General features: G+C 60.9%; 19 protein-coding genes. 9 read left to right on the plus strand and 10 right to left on the minus strand.

Annotated elements, in window-relative coordinates:
- Nucleotides 1–433: 433 nt before the first annotated feature.
- From ugpC to FJ964_RS20735, 5 genes are all read right to left on the minus strand, one after another.
- Nucleotides 434–1,489 carry a sn-glycerol-3-phosphate ABC transporter ATP-binding protein UgpC gene (ugpC, locus tag FJ964_RS20715; protein WP_140552111.1) on the minus strand — a complete coding sequence of 352 codons (1,056 nt, stop codon included), beginning with the start codon at nt 1,487–1,489 and terminating at the stop codon, nt 434–436.
- Nucleotides 1,490–1,514: 25 nt separating this feature from the next.
- The gene (locus tag FJ964_RS20720) at nt 1,515–2,270 is read right to left on the minus strand and encodes a ribonuclease activity regulator RraA (RefSeq protein ID WP_140552112.1); all 756 of its coding nucleotides are present in this window, start codon (nt 2,268–2,270) and stop codon (nt 1,515–1,517) included.
- A gap of 106 nt (nt 2,271–2,376) precedes the next feature.
- The gene (locus FJ964_RS20725) at nt 2,377–3,255 is read right to left on the minus strand and encodes a carbohydrate ABC transporter permease (protein ID WP_140552113.1); all 879 of its coding nucleotides are present in this window, start codon (nt 3,253–3,255) and stop codon (nt 2,377–2,379) included.
- Nucleotides 3,252–4,175: a sugar ABC transporter permease gene (locus tag FJ964_RS20730; protein WP_224713313.1), complete on the minus strand. Its 924-nt coding sequence runs from the start codon at nt 4,173–4,175 to the stop codon at nt 3,252–3,254. The genes FJ964_RS20725 and FJ964_RS20730 overlap by 4 nt, the downstream gene beginning before the upstream one ends.
- 2 nt (nt 4,176–4,177) lie before the next feature.
- The gene (locus FJ964_RS20735; RefSeq protein ID WP_140499374.1) at nt 4,178–5,461 is read right to left on the minus strand and encodes a sugar ABC transporter substrate-binding protein; all 1,284 of its coding nucleotides are present in this window, start codon (nt 5,459–5,461) and stop codon (nt 4,178–4,180) included.
- Nucleotides 5,462–5,814: 353 nt separating this feature from the next.
- Between FJ964_RS20735 and FJ964_RS20740 the strand changes: the two genes are divergently transcribed.
- Nucleotides 5,815–6,510 (plus strand): FCD domain-containing protein, encoded by a 696-nt coding sequence (locus FJ964_RS20740; RefSeq protein ID WP_224624169.1) that lies wholly within the window; start codon nt 5,815–5,817, stop codon nt 6,508–6,510.
- 84 nt (nt 6,511–6,594) lie between these two features.
- On the opposite strand, the gene FJ964_RS20745 is transcribed toward FJ964_RS20740, so the two are convergent.
- Nucleotides 6,595–7,581, minus strand: a complete 987-nt coding sequence (locus tag FJ964_RS20745) for an aldo/keto reductase (RefSeq protein WP_181172548.1) — start codon at nt 7,579–7,581, stop codon at nt 6,595–6,597.
- Between the two features lie 292 nt (nt 7,582–7,873).
- On the opposite strand from FJ964_RS20745, the gene FJ964_RS20750 reads away from it, so the two are divergent.
- From FJ964_RS20750 to FJ964_RS20760, 3 genes are all read left to right on the plus strand, one after another.
- Entirely contained in the window at nt 7,874–9,031 is a 1,158-nt protein-coding gene (locus FJ964_RS20750; protein WP_140552118.1) for a mandelate racemase/muconate lactonizing enzyme family protein, read from the plus strand.
- A gap of 60 nt (nt 9,032–9,091) precedes the next feature.
- Nucleotides 9,092–9,988, plus strand: coding sequence for an NAD(P)-dependent oxidoreductase (locus FJ964_RS20755; protein WP_140552119.1), 897 nt, complete (start codon nt 9,092–9,094; stop codon nt 9,986–9,988).
- A 654-nt stretch (nt 9,989–10,642) separates the two neighbouring features.
- Complete coding sequence (locus FJ964_RS20760; RefSeq protein ID WP_140552120.1) at nt 10,643–12,265, plus strand: alpha/beta-hydrolase family protein; 1,623 nt, start codon at nt 10,643–10,645, stop codon at nt 12,263–12,265.
- Between the two features lie 368 nt (nt 12,266–12,633).
- Here the strand turns inward: FJ964_RS20760 and FJ964_RS20765 are convergent, their stop codons facing one another.
- A complete protein-coding gene (locus FJ964_RS20765; protein ID WP_140552121.1) occupies nt 12,634–14,100 on the minus strand; it encodes a Do family serine endopeptidase in 1,467 nt (488 codons plus the stop codon).
- Nucleotides 14,101–15,173: 1,073 nt separating this feature from the next.
- On the opposite strand from FJ964_RS20765, the gene FJ964_RS31395 reads away from it, so the two are divergent.
- The 5 genes from FJ964_RS31395 (at nt 15,174) to FJ964_RS20795 (ending at nt 18,362) form a co-directional block, all read left to right on the plus strand.
- Nucleotides 15,174–15,323 (plus strand): BA14K family protein, encoded by a 150-nt coding sequence (locus FJ964_RS31395; protein WP_224557512.1) that lies wholly within the window; start codon nt 15,174–15,176, stop codon nt 15,321–15,323.
- 127 nt (nt 15,324–15,450) lie between these two features.
- Nucleotides 15,451–15,873: a hypothetical protein gene (locus FJ964_RS20775; RefSeq protein WP_224713303.1), complete on the plus strand. Its 423-nt coding sequence runs from the start codon at nt 15,451–15,453 to the stop codon at nt 15,871–15,873.
- Nucleotides 15,874–16,546: 673 nt separating this feature from the next.
- The gene (locus FJ964_RS20785) at nt 16,547–17,050 is read left to right on the plus strand and encodes a DUF308 domain-containing protein (protein ID WP_181172549.1); all 504 of its coding nucleotides are present in this window, start codon (nt 16,547–16,549) and stop codon (nt 17,048–17,050) included.
- 360 nt (nt 17,051–17,410) lie between these two features.
- Complete coding sequence (locus FJ964_RS20790; RefSeq protein WP_140552125.1) at nt 17,411–17,932, plus strand: DUF1269 domain-containing protein; 522 nt, start codon at nt 17,411–17,413, stop codon at nt 17,930–17,932.
- Between the two features lie 85 nt (nt 17,933–18,017).
- Nucleotides 18,018–18,362 (plus strand): hypothetical protein, encoded by a 345-nt coding sequence (locus FJ964_RS20795; protein ID WP_140552126.1) that lies wholly within the window; start codon nt 18,018–18,020, stop codon nt 18,360–18,362.
- A 31-nt stretch (nt 18,363–18,393) separates the two neighbouring features.
- On the opposite strand, the gene FJ964_RS20800 is transcribed toward FJ964_RS20795, so the two are convergent.
- The 3 genes from FJ964_RS20800 to FJ964_RS20815 all read right to left on the minus strand — a co-directional run bounded on the left by FJ964_RS20800 (nt 18,394) and on the right by FJ964_RS20815 (nt 22,767).
- Nucleotides 18,394–19,422 (minus strand): AI-2E family transporter, encoded by a 1,029-nt coding sequence (locus tag FJ964_RS20800; RefSeq protein ID WP_140552127.1) that lies wholly within the window; start codon nt 19,420–19,422, stop codon nt 18,394–18,396.
- Between the two features lie 648 nt (nt 19,423–20,070).
- Nucleotides 20,071–21,315 carry an arginine deiminase gene (locus FJ964_RS20810; RefSeq protein ID WP_140552129.1) on the minus strand — a complete coding sequence of 415 codons (1,245 nt, stop codon included), beginning with the start codon at nt 21,313–21,315 and terminating at the stop codon, nt 20,071–20,073.
- Nucleotides 21,316–21,333: 18 nt separating this feature from the next.
- Nucleotides 21,334–22,767 carry a basic amino acid/polyamine antiporter gene (locus FJ964_RS20815; RefSeq protein WP_140552130.1) on the minus strand — a complete coding sequence of 478 codons (1,434 nt, stop codon included), beginning with the start codon at nt 22,765–22,767 and terminating at the stop codon, nt 21,334–21,336.
- Between the last annotated feature and the right edge of the window lie 96 nt (nt 22,768–22,863).

Below are 22,863 nucleotides of genomic sequence, written 5' to 3' on the forward strand. Positions count from 1 at the left end.
AACGGTGTGAACGATATGGCCGGTCCGGCAAGCTTGGTGCCCGCAACGGCGGCGCTGCGCCAACGGAGCACGGAATGGCCCGGGGTGCAATGAGGACGACGCTCGCACTATGTCTGACGGCCGTTGGTCCGTTCCTCTGCGGCGTAGAAACGCGTGGTGCCGAGCTTCGCGGTCATGGCGGAGCGATGCGGGCGATTGCCGTGACGGCCGATGGGCAAACAGCGATCACCGGTGGTTTCGACGCCAAGGCGATCATCTGGCCGGTCAGGACCGGCCAAGCGAGGGAGGTGCTGTTTCACGATAGCCAGTCGGCGACGTCCGCAAGGCCGTTTCGCGGGCACGGTCAGACGGCCCTCTTTGGCGGAAACCAGGCAGCAAGTGGCAATTGACGAAGAGCATGATGCATAGGGCGTTTTTCGCCTGTCGGCGCGCCTTAAGCAATCCTGGTGCCGCTACGAGCATCGAACAGATGCACCTTGGATATCATGATCTCCAACCCAACCTCTTGATCAAGTTTGAAGGGCGGCTGATCCCGCACCTCGGCCACGAGGTCGACTCCACCTGCACTTAATGTAAGCTCCTGGGCCTCACCGGTCGGCTCGACCACTTGCACCCTCGCCTGAGAGTGGCGGCCGCCAACCGAAATGTGCTGCGGACGAATCCCGTAAACTACCCCATCCCTGTCGCCCATCCGAGAAGCCGCCGGCAAGGGTAAGCGCAAGCCCTGATCGGCGACGAATGCGCCGTTGTCGATGCGGCCCTCGATCAGGTTCATTTCCGGCGAGCCGATAAAGCTTGCGACGAACAGATTAGCCGGGTTCTCGTAGAGCTCGGAAGGGCTGCCGATCTGTTCGATCCGGCCTTTGTTCAACACCACGATGCGGTCGGCGAGCGTCATCGCCTCGGTCTGGTCATGCGTGACATAGATGCTTGTTCGGCCGAGCCGTTGATGAAGCTTCTTGATTTCGGCGCGCATCTTGACGCGCAACTTGGCATCGAGGTTGCTGAGCGGCTCATCAAACAGGAAAGCGGCTGGATCGCGCACGATGGCGCGGCCCATGGCGACACGTTGGCGCTGGCCGCCGGACAACTGCCGCGGCATGCGGCCAAGCAGGTCCTGCAGGCCAAGGATTTCGGCAGCCGCCTTGACTCTCGAGACAATCTCTTCCCTGGGGACCTTCGCCAGTCGAAGCGCGAAGCTCATATTGTCGGCCACGCTCATATGCGGATAGAGCGCGTAGCTCTGGAAGACCATGGCTATGTCGCGCGACTTGGCCGGCATCTCGTCGACGACACGCCCGCCGATGCGGATCTCGCCGGTCGTCTGCTCTTCCAGCCCGGCGATCATGCGTAGCAGCGTTGACTTGCCGCAGCCTGACGGACCGACCAGCACCACGAACTCGCCGCTGGCGATCTCGATATTGACGTCGCGCAAAACTTCCACTGCGCCGAAGCTCTTGCCGAGCTGTTCTATCTCAATTGCAGACACCTATTGTCCTCCCGTCCGGCACCACTCATTTTTGTTGAGCATGCCGCCATGCTCGGTATTCGGCCTCGCCCTCGGGGCTCAACGGGTAGTATTTCCGCAGGTCTCCCCCTTGCGCCAAGCGCGAGCGCGAAAACTCTTCCCACTCAATATGCGCGCCGGCGAGCTCGACCAATTTTGGAGCAAGGGCGACCGGCACGACGACCACGCCGTCGTCGTCGGCGACGATGATATCGCCAGGGATGACCAGCACGTTCGAGCAGGCGATGGGAACGTTGACGGCGAACGGCACGATGTTGGTTTGGGCGTGGAAATTCGGCGTGACGTCCCTCACCCAGATGCCGATGTCCAAAGCCGCCGCGTGGGCGGAATCGCGGATGCAGCCGTCGACAACCACGCCGGCCCCGCCGCGCCCGGCGAAATAGGTCAGCATCATCTCGCCGAAGATGCCGCTTCCCAGATCGCCGCGCGCATCGACCACCACCATGTCGCCCGGCTGCGTGGGATAGAGCACGTGACGGTGCAACTGCCGCTCCGGCTCCTCATATTCGGTCTCGTTGTAGAGATCCTCGCGCTTCGGCATGCACTGGAGCGTGAGAGCAGGCCCCGCCGCCGTGCGGCCCAGCCTCAACGGACGCGGGCCCCGTATCTGCGGGTCGCGAATGCCCATCTTATGGTAGAGTTCGCTGGCCAGCGTCGCCGAGCCGATCGCCGCAAGCGCATCGACCAATTGTCTCGGCGGCCGCGAAATGTCCGATATCGCCGGTATCCGATCAGCTGCCATTCCGTATCCTCCGATTGCGCGGCGAGGTCCCTGACCTCACCGATCGTCACTCAGTTGCGTATCCCGTCGTCGAAGCCGTCGAGCGTTTTGGGTGCATGTCCGCCATTCAGCCGCGGACGGCACCGGTGGTGAGACCCTTGACCAGCAGCCCCTGGGCGAACCAGACAAACACCAGGGTCGGGATGACCATCAGGACGCCGGCTGCCGACATGGCGCCCCAGTCGATGCCGAATTGCGAGACGAAGTTGGTGAGCCCGACCGGCAGAGTCTGAGCGGCCTTGCTGGAGGTCAGGGTCAGGGCAAGCAGCAGGTCGTTCCAGGTGAAGAGAAAGGTGATGACCGCGCTGGCGCCAATACCAGGAGCAATCAGCGGCGCCACGATCTGGACCAGCGTGCGCACCGTGCCGGCGCCGTCCGACTGGGCAGCCTCCTCGATCTCTTTCGGCACGTCCTGGATGAAGCCCAGAAGCAGCCAGATGGCGACAGGCAGTTTGGCCGCCGTATGGCTCAGGATCAGCGCCCAGATGGTGTCGAGCATGCCCATGGCGGCAAACACGGCAAAGAGCGGAATGGCAAGCGCGATGACCGGGATCATGCGCATGATCAAAAGCAGCCCGAAAATCAGCGTCGCGCCCGGCATCCTGAAACGCGACAAGGCATAGGCGCAAGGAATGGCCAGCAGATGGACGAGGATGACCGTCGCCACCGAGACGAAGACGGTGTTCCAGACATAGTCCATCGTGTCGTACTCCGCGAAAACGGAGACGTATTGTGTTAGCGTCGCGGTCTCGGGGATGATGTGCACCGGCACCGAGAAGATGTCGGCCGAACTGCGGATCGACGTCAGGAATAGCCATACCAGCGGAAAGACGGTGAACGCGACGGTCAGGGCCAGCGCCATATACTGGCCGGCGGTCCCCACCGTAAACCGACGGCGCCGGCGCTTTGGCCTGGGACGTGCGCTAACGATTGCGGCTTCGCTCATATCGCCCTCCGTTTCGCAATCAGCCACGGTATTCCGTAGAGGAGCCCGAGCACGAACAGCGACATCCCCAAAGCGATGTAGGAGACGGCCGCCGCATGTCCGAAATCCACCGCCTGAAACGCCAGCAGGTAGGAATAGACGGTGAGCAGGTTGGTGGCGCCGCCCGGCCCGCCCTGCGTCATCAGCCAGACGACGTCGAAGGTCCGGAACGTGTCGATGATGCGAAGCATCAGGGCGATCATGATGATCGGACGCATCAGCGGCAGCACGATATGCCAGAAGCGCTGCCATGGCGTCGCGCCGTCCACGGTGGCCGCCTCGAGCGGTTCCTGCGGCAAGGACTGCAGGCCGGCAAGGAACAGTAGCACCATCAACGGCGTGTTCTGCCAGACATCGGCGACGATCACGGAGACGAGCGCCCAGGTCGGATGGTTGAGCCATGGAATGTCGGGCAGATTGAACATGCGCAACAGCGCGTCGACCAGGCCGTACTGGGTGTTGAACAGCCACCGGAAATTCAGGCCCACCACTGCGGGCGCGATCATCGGAGGCACCAGGAGCAAGGTGCGCGCGAGCCGCATGCCGCGCAATTTGCCATTGACGAGCACGGCGATAGCCATTCCAGCCACCACTTCAATCGTGATCGAAATGATGCTGAATATCGTCTGATTTCGCAGTGCCTGGTTGAACTGGCGGCCGAAGAGTTCGTCGGTGTAATTTGCCATTCCGATGAAGGGCGCCGAACCGCTCAGATCCCAGCGGAAGAAACTCATGGTGAAAGAGTATCCGAGCGGATAGAGCAGGATAGCCAGCATGACGAGGAGCGCCGGGCTGGCCAGAAGGTATCCTCTCGGCCAGGTGTAGGGCAGCGGCGAACGTCGCCGACGCCCCGACACCGTATGCTGCGCGACGGACGGCATCGTCAATCGTAAGCTCCGGCCCGGCGCATGATCTCCTCAGCCTCCGTCGCCGCCTGGTTGAGCGAGTCCGCGGGAGAGACCTGGTCGGTCAAGGCCTGTTCGATGGCCGAAAACATCAGCGTGCAGACTTTCGAGAAGCCGGCCAGCTTCGGCCATTCCTTGCCGTTGGCTATCGTCGTCTCGAGCTGCTGCAGCCACACGGCCTGAGGCCCCTTTGCCGCTGATATCACTTCCTTGGCGATCGCCTGGCTGCTGGGGAAGTTGGTGAATTGGTCGAACTGCAACCGCTGCGCCTCGGGACCGACCGTATACTTGATGAATTCGACGGCGGCGTCCTTGCGTCCGGATTGTCCGTTGAGCGCCATGGCATGCGAAATGGCGCATGAAATCGCGGCCTTGTCCTTGACGTAGGGCGCAGTCGACCACTTGCCGACGACGCGTGAGGTCTCCGGATTCGACAGGGTCGCGAATGCGCCCGGCCAATCGAAATTCGCGTAGACGGTGCCGGACGAGAATTCGGTCGAATTCTCGTTCCACTGATAGCCGACCGCATCGGGTGGCACGATTTTGTGCTTCTGGATGAGATCGCGATAGAAGGTCAGGGCCTTGATGCCGGCTTCGGAATTGAAGGCCGGCTTATTGGCCTGGTCCACCCAATCGCCGCCGGCTTGCCAGAGCAGATCGCTGAAGGTGCGTTGTGCTGGATCGCCCTGCCCCGGCACGACCAGCCCATAATGGCCATTGCCGGTCAGTTTCAGCCCGACATCGACGAGCTCCTCCCAGGTCTCAGCCGGCTTCAGGCCTTTTTCCTGATAGATGTCGCTGCGGTAGTACTGGACGCGCGAATCCATGTTGCGCGGAATGGCCGCCAGGTTTCCGGTCTTGGGATCGCGCAGATACTTGACCGCGACCGGGTAGAATTCCGCGAGTTCGCTGTCGCTGAAATAGCTGTTCAGCGGCGCAAAATGATTGAAGTAGGAATCGATCTGCGCCGTATGGGTGCTATAGACGTCGTATTGGCTCGATCGCGCCGCGCTCAACGTGACCACCTTCGCCGTCAGCGGGGTGAATTCCAGCAAGTCGTAGCGAACCTTGATACCGGTCTTGGCGGTGAAATCCTGAACGATCTTTTCCCAGTATTTGGGATAGAGCGGGCCGCCGGTGATCAGCAGTGCGGTGATCTCGTTCGCGTCTGCCCTGGCGATCCATGGCGCGGCGAGCGAGCCGGCTGTCACTGCCGCACTCGCGGCCAGGAATTTGCGTCTCGACAGGTTTGCGGACATCATAATCTCCTCCTTGGTTTTGATTGGTCGGCCCATCCAAGGGTCGGCCGATGACTTCAACCTTTCCGGCAAATCCGCGGCGGCTTGCTCCTCCCGCAGCGAGATTGCCTGGATTACGTCCCGAACGACGCTTGCGAGCCCGCCGGGCGATCAGGCACCTTGTTCCAACGCGGCTGGGGCGTTCGCGAAGGCGTCTCGATCCTGATCTCGGACGACGGGAACCGGGATGGGACGACCTCCACCGTTCGATCCTCCCTTCACGCAGGCCGAGTTATAGGCTAGTGAGCACCATGAGATAAGTTGACTGCATATCTAGCTATCAGCCTATAAGCTTATCAGACAAGTGGATGTTAATGATGGATGCCATGGAGGTCAAGCTTCAAACTTTGCCCAAGCAGGTGGCCGGCGTGCTCGCGCGCCGCATCGCCAGCGGCGGCGTCGCCGGCGGCCAGGGACCGTCGGAGCAGCAGATCCTTCAGGAGTTCGGGGTTTCGCGCGCGGTGGCGCGGGAAGCGCTCAAGATCCTGGCGTCTCTCGACATGATCGAAATCGCGCAGGGACGGCGCGTGGTGCTGCGTCCCGCAGACGAATGGGACTACCTCAGTCCATTGCTTATCGACTGGCTGCCGCCCGAGCAGACCCGCGAGATCTTGGCGGAAGCGCACGCGACGCGGATAATCATCGAACCGGCCATCACCGCCATCGCAGCCAAGCATATGACCAAAGAAAACCTTGAGCGTCTTGGCACCCTGCTGGCAGCGATGTCGGCCAGCGAAGACAATGCGGACGCCTATCTGAAACTGGATCTGGATTTCCACATGGAGATTTGCCGGGCAGCCAAGAATAGGATCCTCGACCGCTTCATGTACTCGTCCCGGTGGTGGCAGATGGCAAGCAGGCGCATCAGCAACCAGGTGCCTCATGCCCTGCCCTCGGCGACTGAGATGCACAGAGCGATCTACGAGGCCCTCGTGGCGCGTGATGCAAAACGGGCGGAAGAGGCGATGCGCCGGCACCTGAAGATCACCACGGCCGTTGGCCTGCCCCCATAAGAAATCGCCAGCCGACGCTCCCGAGCGGCGCAGCCAGCAATCGGGCTGGCCGCGCCGCTGCGCGCCGGGAGGACGCGGCCGATATCAGGCGCTTTTTGCTTGCTGTTCCTGGCGCTGGCGCGCGCGAAAACCGAACATGTCGCCCTTGTCTTTGATTTCCGCCCATACCGGTCCGGTAATCTTGTCGATGGCCGCGATGTCCGCGTCGGAAATCGCCCAGCCTGCGCTCTCGGTATTTTCCTCGAGTTCCTTGACCGTGCGCGCTCCGACCAGCGGCGAACTCACGCCCGGCCTGCTGGTAAGCCACTGGATCGCAAGTTGTGGAACCGTCTTGCCGTAGCGCGCCGCAATCGGCTTCAGGGCGTCGACGGCGTCAACCGCGCGCTCGTAGGTGCCCGGCTGGAACAGAACGGTGGTGCGGCGCTCATCGCCTTCGACGAATTTGGTGTCCGGCGACAACAGCCCGGTAAGCAAACCCTGGGCGAGACCACTATAGGGCATCACGCCGATATTATGCTTGCGGCAATAGGGCAGCGTCTCAGCCTCAACCTCGCGCCACAGCATGTTGTAGGGTGGTTGGAGGACGTCGATCACGCCATGTTGACGAGCGTTGTCCATGTCGGCGGTGCTGAAATTCGAGACGCCGACTGCCTTGATACGTCCGGACGACCGCAGCCGCTCCATCATCTCCATGGTCGGGCCGATCGGAAAATCCGAGTTCGGCCAGTGGACAAAATAGACATCGACATAGTCCGTCTGCATCCGCTTCAGCGAACCGTCGAGCGCCGCCTCAATCATGGCGGGTTCGAGATGATTGGGCGCGACCTTGGTCGCGATAACGGCCTTGTCGCGGCGGCCGGCCAGCGCCTTTCCGACGACCTCCTCGGCATGGCCATGTCCATAGGCTTCGGCGGTGTCGATCAGCGTGATGCCAAGTTCCGCGGCGCGTCGGATCACCCGGATCGATTCCTCATCGTCGGCCGCGCCCCAAAAGGCGCCGGACATACCCCAAGTGCCCAGACCGATCTCCGATACCTTGACCGGCGACGATCCCAACTGTCGCTGTTGCATCCTGTTCCTCCTGATTGGCAGCATGTATGGGCGTTACCCTGCTGGCATCCAATTTATACGCTTATATACTCGTCTAACAAGTAGGTTCCGGCGTATTTATGTCGCTTGGCGCGGAACCACGAATTTCCCAAATTTTTCAACGATGCCCTCCGCTGCGAGGTGCATTTGCGCAAAATCGTTCAAAGGGGGTTTACGCCTCGTCTTCTCATCTTGTATGCTTATTGGACAAGTTGACCTAGGTTGACGATATGCGTTTGAAGGCGCCGCGCGCCGTCACGGGGAGGAGGTTTCGATGAAGATCACGGACATCAAGACAGCGGTCGTCGCCTATCACGGCAAGGCGACCCTGATCCGCATCGATACGGACGCCGGCATCTGCGGTTATGGCGAAGCAAATCCCGATGCAGGCGCCGCCGCAATCGTCGGGCTGATTTCGGAACTGAAGTCGGAGCTGATCGGTCAGGATCCGCGCAATGTCGAATATTGCTGGGACAAGATTCGCCGTGACCATGTGTTTTCCGGTGCGCAGGCCGGCATCTTTCTGATCGCGCTGACCGGGCTGGAGATGGCGCTGTGGGACGTCGCGGCGAAAGCCGCCGGCCAGCCGCTTTATCGCATGTTCGGCGGCAAGTTCCGCGACCGGATGAGACTTTATGCCGACTGCGGCGACGGCGATGAGGAATCGGGATCGCCGCAGGGATGCGCGGCACGCGCGCGCCGCATGGTGGCGGAAGGCTTCACGGCGCTGAAATTCGACATCGACAATCTGCGCCATCCGGCGAAGTTCGACGCGGTGAACCATACCATCAACGGCGCCGAACTGCGCTTCATGGTCGAGCGTGTCGCAGCGGTCCGCGATGCGATCGGCCCCGACGTCGATCTCTGCATCGACCTGCACGCGCGCTACGACGTGCTCAGCGCCAGCCGCATAGCGGCCGAGATGGAACGCTTCAACCTTCTCTGGCTGGAAGAGCCGATCCCGGCGGAAAATGTCGAGGCCCTGAAGCAGATCCGCATGCGGACCAAGACGCCGATCTGCGTCGGCGAAAATCTCTACCTGCGCTGGGGCTTCCGCGAACTGTTCCAGAACTATGGCGCCGACGTCATCATGCCCGACGTGCCGAAATGCGGCGGCCTTGCGGAAAGCCGCAAGATCGCGAATCTCGCCGAGATGTACTATGTGCCGTTCGCGCCGCATCTGGTGTCGACGCCGCTGGGCACGATGGCGACATGCCATGTGTGCGCCAGCGTTCCGAACTTCCTCGTTCTGGAGTGGCACGCGCTTGAAGAGCGGGAGGCGTGGGACAGTTATGTGCGCCTTCCGGACGGCGCGAAGTCGATCGTCGAGGACGGCCACATCGTGGTGTCTGACGTACCTGGCATCGGCGTCGAGCTCGACATGGAAGGCGTTCGCAAGCACGCCGTGCCAGGCTTCGGCATCTTTGAATAGCTGACGACCGGACCGGGCGGACTGCGCTGCCCGATCAAACAAATCCGTTGTGAGGGACCCATGGGCAAGCGGATCATCTTCACCGGCGGCAGCGGCAAGATCGGCCGGCACGTCATACCCTATCTGCTCGAGCGCGGGCATCAGGTTCTGAATCTCGACCTGACACCGCTCGATGTGCTGGGCGTCGACACCGTCATCACCAATCTTGCGGACGCTGGCGAGACCTACAATGCACTGACGCTGCATTTCGGGTTCGACGAATATTTCGGCGGAAGGAGCCGCGGCCCGGTCGACGCGGTGGTCCATTTCGCGGCGATCCCGCGGATATTCCTGCGACCGGACAACGCCATGTTCGCCGCCAATGTGCAGTCGACCTACAATGTGATCGAAGCCGCCACCAAGCTTGGTATCCGCAAAATCGTCACCGCTTCCAGCGAAACGGTGTACGGCGTGTGCTTTGCCGAAGGCGACCGCGAGTTCACATCGTTTCCGGTGGACGAGGATTATGACGTCGATCCGACCGACAGCTATGGTCTCTCCAAAGTGCTAGGCGAGAAGATTGCGCGCTCTTTCGCCTCCCGTACTGGAGCCGACGTCTATGCCCTGCGGATCGGCGGCGTCGTCGAACCGCGCGACTATGCCCGCTTCCCGGAATTCCTTGCCGACGCCTCGAAACGGCGGCGCGACGGCTGGACCTACATGGACGTGCGCGATCTCGGCCAGATCGTCGATCTGTGCATCGAGAAGGACGGCTTGGGGTTCCAGATATTCAACGCAGTCAACGACAACATCGTGGCCGAGATGCCGACGGCGGAATTTCTCGACAAGCACGCACCCAACATACCAGTCACAGGCCCCATGGACGTATTCGAGGGACCGATCTCAAATCGGAAGCTGCGCGACATCCTTGGGTTCCGGCAAGAGTATGACTGGCGCACACAGCCTGCGGATTCTTGACTGGTGGCGGAGAAGGCTGCGGTAGATGGGGATGTTCCTGAGGCCAAGGTTGGCGCAGAGACCAGATTTTCCCGAACTCAAGCAGCGCGCCGGGTAAACGTAGCACTCGGTTCACGAATATTGCCGGCGCTGCGGTGCCACATGGCTTCAGGGCCTTTGGCCGGGCTAGTCCAACGTCTGCTCCCTAGCTCACGCAGTTTGGAGCTAAACGGCGGGTTGGAGGCGCAAAGCTGCCATCCGCAGAGGATGCGATCGGCGAGTGTCTAGACCATCGCATCGGCGAACCGCTTCGTAGCCTAATGGCAAATAACGACGATGGTGGGCCCGGAGGGCAGACGTCTTCTACTGGAAAGTCAACAGATTAGCGGACGGTCGCAACCCGTTTCCTTCATATTCTCTGGTATGGTCTGGCGAACCTAAAGACCGGGGCGAGCACTAGTTTTTAATACGCGTGGTATCTCTGTCTTATCGCGCAAAGGGTCGATGCATGTTGACCCAGGGCATGAGCTGACTGCTTAGGCCAATAGCGGACGGGCGACTCCGAAGATATAAAAACCATAGGCCGACTTTATCCTGCGGTCCAACTCGAGGCGTAACACCCAAGTGACAACTAATCGTTTCCTTAGTATCTGGCGATCGCTCTCCGGTGCCGGCATGGCCCTCGGCATGCTGTTCTTCGCGGCTGCCCTGACGCCGACGCTCGTTCCCCGCACCGACCTGACGCAAGGCGTACTGGCGGGCGCGTGCTTCGCCATCGGCTACAGCCTTGGCGTCGCCTTGCGGTGGCTGTGGAAATATCTCGAGATTCCGGAACTGCCGCCACGGCCGCGTTTGCTGTCCAAGGCGATCATCCTGGTCCCGTGCCTGGGCCTTGCCCTTGTGGCACTGTGGCGATCCGGCGCGTGGCAGAACTCCATCCGCGCGGTGATGGGCATGCCGGCTGTCGATGGCGCCCATCCCGTCAATGTCTGCGCCCTGGCCATTTGCACCTTCATCGTCGTGCTGGCGCTGGCGCGCCTTGTCGCTTGGCTGGTGCGCGCCATCGCCGGGGCACTGAGACGCTACATACCCCGGCGCCTGGCGAATGTCGCCGGCGCCGCTGTCGCCGTGCTGCTCATCTGGTTGCTGGTGAGCGACGTTGCGATCCGCGCGATCTTCGGCGCGCTCGACTCCTCGTTCGCCAAGTTCGACGCACTCATGGAACCGGAGCGCCAGCAGCCGAGCGAAGCCTCCAGGACCGGAAGCCCCGCCTCGCTGGTCAGGTGGGACGAGCTCGGCCGCGCCGGCCGCGAGTTCATCGCGGACGGCCCCGCCGCCGCCGAGATAGGGACCTTCACCGGCCGGCCGGCGCAACAGCCGGTCCGGGTCTATGTCGGACTAGGAGCGGCGAACAGTCCGCAAGCCCGCGCGAAACTCGCGCTGGAGGAGCTGAAGCGGGCGGGCGGCTTCAGCAAATCTACGCTTGTGGTCATCACGCCGACCGGTACCGGGTGGGTCGATCCGGCCTCGATGGATGCGCTCGAATATCTATGCCGCGGCGATGTCGCCAGCGTCGCCGCGCAATATTCCTATCTGAGCAGTCCGCTTTCGCTGCTGGCGCAGCCGGAATACGGCGCTGAGACGGCCCGCGCGCTGTTCCTCGAAATCTACGGCTACTGGACCACCCTGCCGAAGCAATCGCGGCCGAGGCTTTACCTACACGGGCTCAGCCTTGGCGCGATGAACTCCGAAAGATCGGCCGGGCTGTTCGAGATATTCAGCGACCCGATCAGCGGCGCGCTCTGGAGCGGCCCGCCCTTCGAGAGCCGGACCTGGCGCTCGGTCAGCGATACGCGCAACAACGGCTCGCCGCAGTGGCTGCCAATCTTCCGCGACAGCAGCCTGGTCCGGTTCATGAACCAGAACGGCCCGGCGGTGGCGCCGGACACGCCCTGGGGGCCGCTGAGGATCGTCTACCTGCAATATGCCAGCGACCCGATCGTGTTCTTCGACTATCGCGACGCCTACCGGCAGCCGGATTGGATGAAGGCGCCGCGCGGGCCGGACGTCTCGCCGCAACTGAGCTGGTATCCCGTGGTGACCATGCTGCAGCTCGGTCTCGATATGGCCGTGGCGACAACCACGCCGATCGGCTACGGCCATGTCTACGCGCCGCAGGACTATGTGGAAGCTTGGAGCGCAGTGTTGGGCGTGAAGGACTGGTCGCGGCAGGACCTCGCCGCCCTCAAAACCCATCTTGCCACCAAGGTTGCAGCACAGGCCGACAGAGGCGGCTAGCTGAGGCTTCAGGGCACGGCCGAAATCAGCAGGAACACTCCCTGAAGTCTCGTCGTGCGGCCCGTGCCGAGCGTGAGCATGCTGACGAACATGGTGAGCAAAAGAATCACCGCGAGCCCCGACATCCGTTTAGGCTCACGATGCAGTCGATTTGCTACTGACGTAAATGGCGAAAACGGCAGCGGGCGTAGGGAGCCCGCTGCCGCCAGGAGCGAGGCACGACGACTGATTGACGTGCGCGGCTCCTTGTTCCCGCAGCGGCTTGGCGGCAGACATCGCCGCGGGAAATTGCTGGATGTGCCGCGGCTATCGCGGCGGCAGCATTTGGGGCGGGCGCCCCGAACCAATAGGCTCCAGACCGCCTTCTGTCAGGCCTTGCCCACGGGCACCGCGACGAACCGGCTCGAGTCGTCGCGGGTGATCTGCATCAGTACGGCCTTGCGGCCGGCCTTGGCTGCATCGGCCATGGCCTTGGTGACGTCATCAGTGGTGTTCACCTTGGCCGAACTGACGGCGGTGATGACATCGCCCGGCTGGATGCCACGATCGGCCGCATCGCTGTTGGGATCCACATCGGTGACGACCAGTCCTTTGCCATCGTCTGACTTGGCGATGGTCAGGCCAAGATCGGCCAATGCGTCGGCCTTGGCAGGCGCGACTTGCGTGCCGTCGTCGCCGGAGGCCTGCTTGTCCCTGGCCGGCAGTGTGCCGAGATCGACCTTGATCGTCCGGCTTTTGCCATCACGCAATACGGTAAGATCGACCGACTTGCCCGGCGCATAGGCGCCGATCGTGCGGGCGAGGTCCTTGGGCGAATCGACATCCTTGCCGTCGACCTGGGTGATGACGTCACCGGCGGCAATGCCTGCCTTGTTGCCAGGACCAGCGTCCTGAGCGTTCGAAACCAGTGTGCCCTTGTCGGATTTGAGACCAAGCGATTCAGCAATTTCAGTCGTGACCGGCTGGATCTGGACGCCGAGCCAACCTCGCTTGATGGAGCCTTCCTTCATCAGGTCTTCCACGACCTGCTTGGCGGTCGAGGCCGGGATATCGAAGCCAATGCCGACACTGCCGCCCGACGGCGAGAAGATGGCTGTGTTGATACCGATCACCTGGCCATTGAGATTGAAAGTCGGGCCCCCCGAATTGCCATGATTGACCGGAGCATCGATCTGGATGAAGTCGTCATAGGGGCCGGCGCCGATATCGCGGCCCCGAGCGGATATGATGCCGGAAGTGACGGTGCCGCCGAGGCCGAACGGGTTGCCGACTGCCACCACCCAATCACCGATGCGGATCTTGGAGTCGTCGGCGAAGTCGACATAGGTGAACTTGCCGCCGCCATCGACCTTCAGCACAGCCAAGTCCGTCCGCGGATCGGTGCCGACCAGCTTGGCATCGAGTTCCTTGCCGTCACTGGTGACGACGGTGAAGGACGAGCCTTCCGAGACGACGTGATTGTTGGTGACGAGATATCCGTCCTCCGAGATGAAGAAGCCTGAACCCTGCGCCACCGGGCGCGGCTTGCCGTCGCCATGATTGAAGCCGCGCTGCTGCCGGTTGTCGGGCAGGCTCTCGAAACCATCCTGATCGTCGGAACCGTCGTCGGCGACCGGCTGGACCGTGGACTTGACCTTGACGCTGACGACCGCCGGCGAAACCTGATCGACGACATCGGCGAAGCTCGGCATCTGCGGCGCCTGGACATGCACTGCGTCGGCCAGCGTGGGGACAGTGCCGGAGACAACAGCGCCGATGCCGATAGCGGTCATTGACGCTACAGCCGCCCCCAAGCGCCGACGAGTTCTGGAATACGAATTGGGAAAAATATTCATGGCCTATCCTTTTGAGTGGGGTGCACTGAGCATCCTTGCCAGGATGGCTAGAAGAAGCCACATTACGGAATCATTTCCATTTCATGAAAGTTTTGTCATTTTCTCTCGTAATATTTATATAAGACTACATACTTCCATCTTTTGAAAATTGCGAATTTGTAACTTGCATATTGAAGCATTTTTTATTCGGTGCCATCGAACCCAGCGGATTTGCGATGTCACGAAAATCGAAATCGAGACCAGAAAAGGTGAATGTCCCGTCGGATCTATTTGGAGTGTACGCGACGCTGAGTCGAGGATTGCACCGCCGCGATTTCAGGTCGAATTTCATGGCGAGCTGTTTATATAACGATTGCATGGCAGCTCACTTGAAGGTGGCGCGCATGTCATTGGGCGCTCCTTTGTCACCTGAACGCCAAGAGGCCGCCCCGGCCTGTGATTCTCAGCAGCGTGAAGGCCCCAGGGGATGATCATCGCCTGAGGAGAAGCGTCGAGAGGTCTGTCGCGGGCTCGCCATAGACCCGCACACGGCCGCCACACCAATGGCCCTCCCATCTCCCGCGTCACCACCGGCATTCAAGGAACATTGGTGGCGCCCGTCGCGACAGGCGTCCTCGGCGGAAAGACATACTGTTCGACTGGTCTCATTCATTCCGGAAGCAAGAAATAAACGCTCGATCCACGTTTGGGATTTACAGCATATTCCAAGAAAACGAGGTGCTGGCCTAGAGTTATCTGGATTTGATCTCATCCGCAGCGGCGGGGCGTACGGCGGGAGATGAAGTTTACGGGAGAAGCATATGAAGCGCATCATCGTCGCCGCGATCATCGCAAGCTTGGCAGCCCCCACCTGGGCAATGCCCGTCGGAGCGCTAAGGCCGTCGGTTTCCGATACGGTCACGAACATTGACCTAAGGAGGCCTTCCCGCCATCGACCGGGACATGGAGTACGGCCACCGCACCACAGGCCACCCCATTATCGGCCCTCCCGTCCGCCACGCCATCACCGGCATTCGAGGAACAATAATGGCGCCGTCGCCGCGGGCCTCATTGGCGGAATGCTGCTCGGCGGGATGGCGGTTTCGGCTGCCCGCCAGCACAATCACAGCGCTTGGAACAACCATGTGAACTGGTGCTCACAGCGCTACCGCTCTTTTCGGGTCTCGGACAACAGCTGGCAGCCGTATAATGGTCCACGCCGGCAGTGCATATCGCCCTTCTAAGCGTCCTCTGGACTCCTTGGTCTGACGAGCCCGCGGGATTTGCTGCAACGGCTGAATTCAAGCTTGCACGAGAGTGCAGGCCGACCTGGCAGAGGCCGGCAAAGCCATTGGCGTGAGCTAGCCGGAAATGTCCCGCCCGTTCCAAGCGCATTTCCCGAAGGCGTTTGCCGATCAGTTGATACAGCTTCTCTGTTTGATCCACGCCGATGCGCCAGTTGGGAGGACTATTGTGCAAAAAAATCTATCGGTCGCGGCAATTGGCGCGGTGATGATTGTGAGCTTCAATTATTCCGCGTTCGCCACGTCGATCGGGGTAGGCAATCCCTATCCCGTCAGCAATTACAAGTGCGAGGACGGCACGCGTCTGGCAGTGCGTCTTCTGGGGGATCGCGCTTCTGTATCCGTCAACGACGCAGCCGAGGTCGACCTGCCCTCCAAAGGACCGGAAGGAACGACGTACTCGAACGGTCAGTGGACGCTGACCATCGTACAGGGACGCCTGTCGTGGGGCGTTGGTCGAGCTGTGCCGTCTTCATGCGTCGGCGGATGAGCGTCTCACCTCCGGAAAACTGACGAAGATTATTCAGTTCGGTCGCGCACTTCATCAGCTTTCGAGATCTCGCGTCGGCTCCTCGTGCATTTCAGTGTTTCTGAACGCCAACGGTTAATCGCAAGACATACACCTTCGCAATAAAACCGAAGACTGAGGCGCTCAGCCAAAAGTGCTAAATGCAAGGAATCCAAAAACTAGGCATTGTGTCTCCAAATATCCAAGCCACCATGCAGAATTATTGACAACGTGTTCGCATGCGCGTGATGTCGGCTTAATTCACCAAAGAGGACGAAAGATATGCGGAGATATGCACTAGCTGCCCTGTTAAGTGCCGCACTCGGCTTTGGTATTCCTCTTGCCACTGTGTTCCCAGCGGGAGCTGTGACCGTAAATATAAATATCGGATCAAACCTTAATAACGGCCGCGCGATTACTTGCGTCCAAGGCCAGCGATTGATTCAGAGTAGAGGCTTCAGGGACGTGCGTCGCGTGGACTGCAGGGGACGCAATTTTGTTTATCACGCGCGTCGTATTGGCGGCAGCACTTTCGAGATAGTTCTGAATGCCCGTACTGGCCGCGTGGTGGATTTCCATCGCATTCGTAGATGACTCCGGGAGGAGGTGCGGGAATGGCACAGTTGTCGGAGGCTCAGCAACCGAGACAGTCTGCATGGGCGAACTCGGCGATCGGAATCGTCTTTATTCTCGCCGGCGTCTTCGTGTGGGCGACCTGGCGCTGGCCACCACCATCAGCGCGCTCGTCCTGGGCATTGCGATCGTATGCGCCGGCTTTCTCGAGATTGCGCTTGCCGTCTGGGCCGGCGGGTGGCGTGGTTTTCTCTGGCAGACGATGCTCGGCATCCTCTACGTCGTTTTTGGCTGCCTGCTCATCAGCTTGCCGGTGCTGGGATCTATTATCCTCACATGGGTGCTCGGTGTCGTGCTCGTGATATCTGGGCTCGGAAGAATGTCTTTGAGCCTGCGCTATCTGTCCACCGACCGATGGATGATGCTTGTTTCCGGCCTGTTCGGTCTCGCGGCTGGCTTCTTGATACTCATCGGATGGCCATCGACCGGGGTTTGGGTGATCGGGGCGTTCGTGGGTATCGACCTGGTCCTTCACGGCCTGGGCTGGCTCGTTACAGGCTTGCGGCCAACGGATACGCCCCGGTGATCCAGCCATTTTCACCGTGAGCGGTGCCGCGACCGCCTTCGACGGCGGCCGCTTTTCGTGGGGTTCATTTTGTCCTGGACCATGGCGAACGGCCGCATGACGCGGACCAGCCACCCTTCAAGACGGCGCGGCCTCGCTGATCGTATGGAAAAAGCTCGGACGGCCCGGACCAGAATTCGTCGCGATGGGCCGAGCGCAACCGGCGAAGCGGTCGACGTTCAATGTCGAACCGGGAGATTGCCGGTCCGACAGGCGAGCAAAATGAGACGTGCTGCACACTATTCGGATTTCCGGCTCAATCTTTCACTTTCGAGGATGTGTATTACGTGGCCTTGAAGAAGTCTTAGCCTAGGAGTTCCCATGTCCGATCTGATCGCCATCGTCTATCCGAACGAGGCCAAGGCTGAAGAGGTACGTCAACGCCTCATAGGGCTTCAAAAGGAATACATCATTAAGCTTGGCGACGCGGTTATTGCCACCAAGACCGAAGCGGGCGCGATAAAGCTCAATCAACTCGTGAATACGACAGCTGCAGGTGCCGTATCCGGTAGTTTCTGGGGCTTGCTCATCGGTGTTCTCTTCCTGAATCCGCTCATCGGGCTTGCGGTGGGCGCCACTTCCGGGGCGCTTGGCGGCGCCTTGACGGACGTAGGTATCAACGATGCGTTCATGCGCGATCTGTCAGCCAGCATCCAGCCTGGGGACGCTGCCCTGTTCGTGCTTGCGCACGAAATGACGGCGGACAAGGTGCTCAAGGAAATCAAGGCCTTTGGCGGTGTGGTGCTTAAGACGTCGCTGGATGAGACGAAGGAACAGGTCCTGCGCGATGCGTTGCAACGCGCGACGGCCACAGCCGGCCAAGGCGCCACCGCGACCGCCTGAGCGCGGTCGCCGAAACATCCAGAACCGGAAATCTGCTGGTCGGCAAGGGCGATGGATGGCCGGATAGCAAGTGGGCGATGCAAGCATGTCCGGCCTTGAGACAGCGGTCCTGCTTTTGATCGAAGCCATCTGCGGCGCGGGCGGAGCTTTCGCTACGGCCCGGTTTTGGCGCATGGCTGCACTGAGCTGGAAATCTGTCGCGGCGGCTGGCGTCGTGGGTGGGCTGGCCCTGACATTGCTGGCTGGTCGGATTCCCGCCTTGGCAAACTTCGTCGGCAACGTCGAAAATGCTGTCGATGCCACCGCTCGTGGTGTCGGCACCCTCACGCCCGGCGTGCTGATCGGCGTCGGCATTGCGGGCCTTCTTGGCGGCATCCTGTCGGTGTGTGTCATCGGCCTCGTCCGGGGCGCGGAATCCGGACGTCGCTAGGGGCGCGGCCAATCGAGTTTCCCAGCGGCTATCACGCGTTCCGCCGATCGGCGGACCCAAGCAATTGAGCGATCCAGAGGGTCGCCGACGATTGCGAGCAAAAAGTAACCAGCGCGATGGTGATGGGCACACCTATGAACGCGCCGAACACCCCCCAAAGAAACGACCAGAAGAAGACCGAAAACAGCACCACAAAAGGCGACATCGCCAACACGTAACCGGCAACCCGCGGTTCTATGTAGCTGCCGATGACGAACTGAATGATGTTGAGGCCCGCAAAAATCGAGACGGCGGCCTGTGGCGATCCGAACTGCGCGAGCGCGTAAAGCGTCGGCAAGAATGTCGCGACGAACGGCCCGATAAACGGAATATAGTTCAAGGTGAAGGCGATAACGCCCCACTCGGCGGCAAACCGCAATCCGAAAGCCGCCGAAAGCGCCCAGACCATCGAGCCCGTTGCAAGGCTCATCAATGTCCGAACCAGCATGTAACGCCGCCATTTCGAGGCCGTCTGACTGCTGCCATTGATCAGTGCGTCCGCCGCCTGGGCGCTCAGCGCTACACGAGCATTGCGAGCCGCCGCTTCAGCGTCGAGAAGACCCAGAAGCACGTAAACGACCACAACGATCCAGAACGAGATCACGGTATTCAGCCTTGCGGTCACACCCTGAGCTATCCGCACGAACCAGCCGACATTGAAATGCTCGGCCCAGGCGCCGGCCATCACGACACCGTGCCCTTCCAACCACTCGGCGAGTTGACTGTAGAGCCCTTGAAAGCGGGCGCTGTCGGCGAGGACCGATCGGCCAATGCGGCCAAACCCCCAACTGGCGATCGATGCAAAGGCGAAGAATGCCAGGACGACGACACAGACGACTATCGCCAGTGCGATCAGCTTTGGAAGAAGCCGCTGCAGGTTGCGCTGCAATGGCCACACTAGCGCGATGAGGAAAAGAGCGCACACGACTGGCGCGAAAATGGAGGCAGCGGCCTGCAGCGCCCATATGACGGCGATAACCGCCAGAATATACGTAGGCGCAAAGAGCGTTCGCTTTGCCATAGTCTGTTCCCGGCCGGCTGGATGGCGTTACAGACAACTCCGAAATTGGTCCGGAAGCTTACTCAGCGCCCAGACCAATGTTCATCGACATCGCTCCACCAGCTCGATTCATGCTGAATAAAGCTGATCTTACGCATCGCGCCTAGCAACGTTCTGTGATGGGTCGACCCTGACGATCGCGAACCGTGTGGCCCCAGCGATCACGAACCCAGCATTCGCGATGATGCGCGCGCGGTGCCGTCGCGGCGCCGACCACAGCCCCTGTGCCGCCACCGACCGCCGCGCCTACAAGGGCACCTCGACTGCCGTTTGCAAGGCCGCCGATGACCGCACCCGTTCCGGCTCCTGCCAACGCCGTGCCTGCCGTTCGCTGTTCCGTGGCAGTACAACCCGCAGCCATCAGAGCCAAAGCAGAAACGAATATGACACTTTTCATGTCTTTATCTCCTGGTACATTTACATTTTCTCGCCAACAACGAGCATTCCGTCCAAACACGATTGTTCCTAAAGGATTGGAAGCGACTCCAACGCTCCAGAAGCAATTCTGGGCAAACGGTCTTTATGTGCTGGAGGCCGTCCGACTGCGTATGGCCTTCAGACTATTTGGGAGCCGACCGGCCGCCTGTATCGAGCCTGGCCGGATTGCTATCAATAGTCGACTGCATCACGGATGATGGGGCAGGTCATGCAATGACCCCCGCCCCGGCCGCGGCCGAGCTCCGCGCCTGTGATAGTGATGACTTCTATGCCTTCCTTGCGCAGCAGCGTATTTGTGTACGTGTTGCGATCGTAGGCAAAAACGACACCAGGCGAGGCGCAAACCAGGTTGGCGCCGCTGTCCCACTGGGTGCGCTCGCGCATGTAGTCGTTGCCGCCGGTTTCAACGACGCGCATCTTCTTGAGACCAAGCGAGTCACGCACCGTCTCAATGAAACTGCCTTTGTCCTTGTGGAGTTCGACGCCGCCCTTGCCGTCAGGGCGATAGGAGAATGCGTCAATGCCGTTGACGATGTCCGGATACATCAGCACGCAGTCACGATCGGCAAACGTGAATACCGTGTCGAGATGCATCGCCGCGCGCAGCTTAGGCATTGCGGCGACGATCACACGTTCGGCAGCTCCTTTCTCAAACAGGGCCGCCGCCACCTGGCTGATAGCCTGGCGCGAAGTGCGCTCGCTCATGCCGATAAGGACATTGCCCTTGCCGATCGGCATGACGTCCCCACCCTCGAATGTGGCGAGCCCCCAATCCTTGGTCGGGTCACCCCACCAGACATTCACCTTGCCGGCGAAGTCCGGATGGAACTTGTATATCGACGTGGTGAGGATGGTCTCCTCGTGGCGCGCGGGCCAATAAAGGGCGTTCAGCGTCACGCCGCCATAGATCCAGCAGGTGGTGTCGCGGGTATAGAGCGTATTGGGCAAAGGCGGCAGCAGATATTCGTTGACGCCGGCCGCGTCACGAATCAGCGCCAGTTGTTCGCCGCCGATGTTTTCCGGGAATTCGAAGGTCGACAGCCCGCCGATCAGTGTCTCAGCGAGGTCGCGATTGGAGAGGCCGTCGAGATAGGAGCGGACCTCGTCGATCAGGCCGAGGCCGACCTGGTTCGGCACGATCTGCTGGTCGAGGATCCACTTCTTGGCTTCCGGAATCGCGACCGTCTCGGCGAGCAGATTGTGCATCTCGACCACCTCGACGCCCCTGTCGCGCATCTTGGTCATGAAGTCGAAATGATCGCGCTTGGCATTGTCTACCCAGAGCACGTCATCGAAGAGGAGTGCGTCACAATTGCTGGGTGTCAGCCGCTGGTGGGCCCGGCCGGGCGCGCATACCATGACCTTGCGCAACTGACCAACCTCGGAATGAACGCCGAACGAAGTATTGTTTGTCATGACCTTCCTGCCTTCTGTTCAAGGTGCGATGGTGCCCGTCAGCAGCCCGTAGGCTCCGATCAGGCCAGCGACGAGCGTGACGGCGAACACGAAGAGTTCAGTGAGCGTGAACAGCTGCAATTTCTGCTCTCGCCGCGCCCAGACGTAGAGGATGGTTCCGGGCACGAAGAGGACGGCGACCAGCAGCACGTATTTGAGCCCGGCGGCGACGAACATGAAGATCGTGTAGATCGCCGCGACCCAGGCGAAGAGCTGGTCACGACCGCGTTGATCCGGCGTCTCTTCATAGCCAACGCCGCTGCGGGCGAGCAAGATGCCGTAGCCGGCCACCAGCAGGTAGGGCAGCAGCGCGGTGACGCTCGTCATGTCGAGCATGAAGTTGAACGCGTCCCTGGACCAGTAGGTGGAGATCACGAAGAGCGACACCACGATGTTGGTGAGCCAGAGTGCGTTGGCGGGGACCCTGTTGCCATTCTGAGCTGCGAAGAGCTTTGGCATGTCCTGCGACTTCGCCGCCGCGAACAGCACCTCGGCGCAGATGAGGGACCAAGCGAGATAGGCGCCGAGCACCGAGATTAGAACGCCGATCGAGATGAAGACCGCACCCCAGTGACCGACGACCGCTTCGAGAACGCCGGCCATCGACGGCTGCTGGACACCGGCGACAGCCGATTGTGGCAGAGCCGCGTAGGGCAACAGCGTGACCGCTACCATCAGGCCTGTGACGCCGACGAAGCCGAGGATCGTGGCCGTACCGACGTCGGAACGCACCTTGGCAAAGCGGGAATAGACGCTGGCGCCCTCGATGCCGAGGAAGACGAAGACCGTGATCAGCATTGTGTCACGCACCTGGGCGATCAGGGACTTCGGCGGCATGTCCACGCCGCCGAAGAAATTCTCGCGGAACTGCCCGAAATGGAAGAAGAAGATCAGGAGCAGGATGAAGACCAGGATCGGCACGATCTTGGCGATCGTCACGACAGTGTTGATGAAGGTCGCCTGCTCGACGCCGCGCAGGATCATGAAGTGGAAAGCCCAGATGCCGATCAGCGAGACGATGATGGCGATGGCGCTGCTGCCGTCCCCAAAGATCCCGGGAAAGAACCGCCCCAGCGTCGAGCCGATGAGCACCCAATAGAAGACGTTGCCCAGGCAACTACCGAGCCAGTAGCCGAAGGCGGACAGGAAGCCCATGTAGTTGCCGAAGCCGGCCTTGGCATAGGCGAAGACGCCTGAGTCGATGTCTGGCCTCTTCTCGGCCAACGCCTGGAAGACCCGCGCCAGCATGTACATGCCGATTCCCGCAATTGCCCAGGCGATGATCGCGCCGAACGGACCTGTCGCAGTCGCGAACCGGCCAGGCAGATTGAAGATGCCCGCGCCGACCATCGATCCCACAACCATGCTGGTCAGCGCAAACAGCGAAAGCTTCTGATTTTCGTTTGAAGTCATAAACCGCTCTCCTGGCTGCGCGAACCAGAGTTCGCGATCAGACGCCTCGCCGACACGTCTCGGTCCAGCAAGGTTAGGTCTGATCAGAAGCAGTAA

Origin of the sequence: Mesorhizobium sp. B2-3-2 (assembly GCF_006442295.1) — a bacterium.
GTDB lineage: Bacteria > Pseudomonadota > Alphaproteobacteria > Rhizobiales > Rhizobiaceae > Mesorhizobium.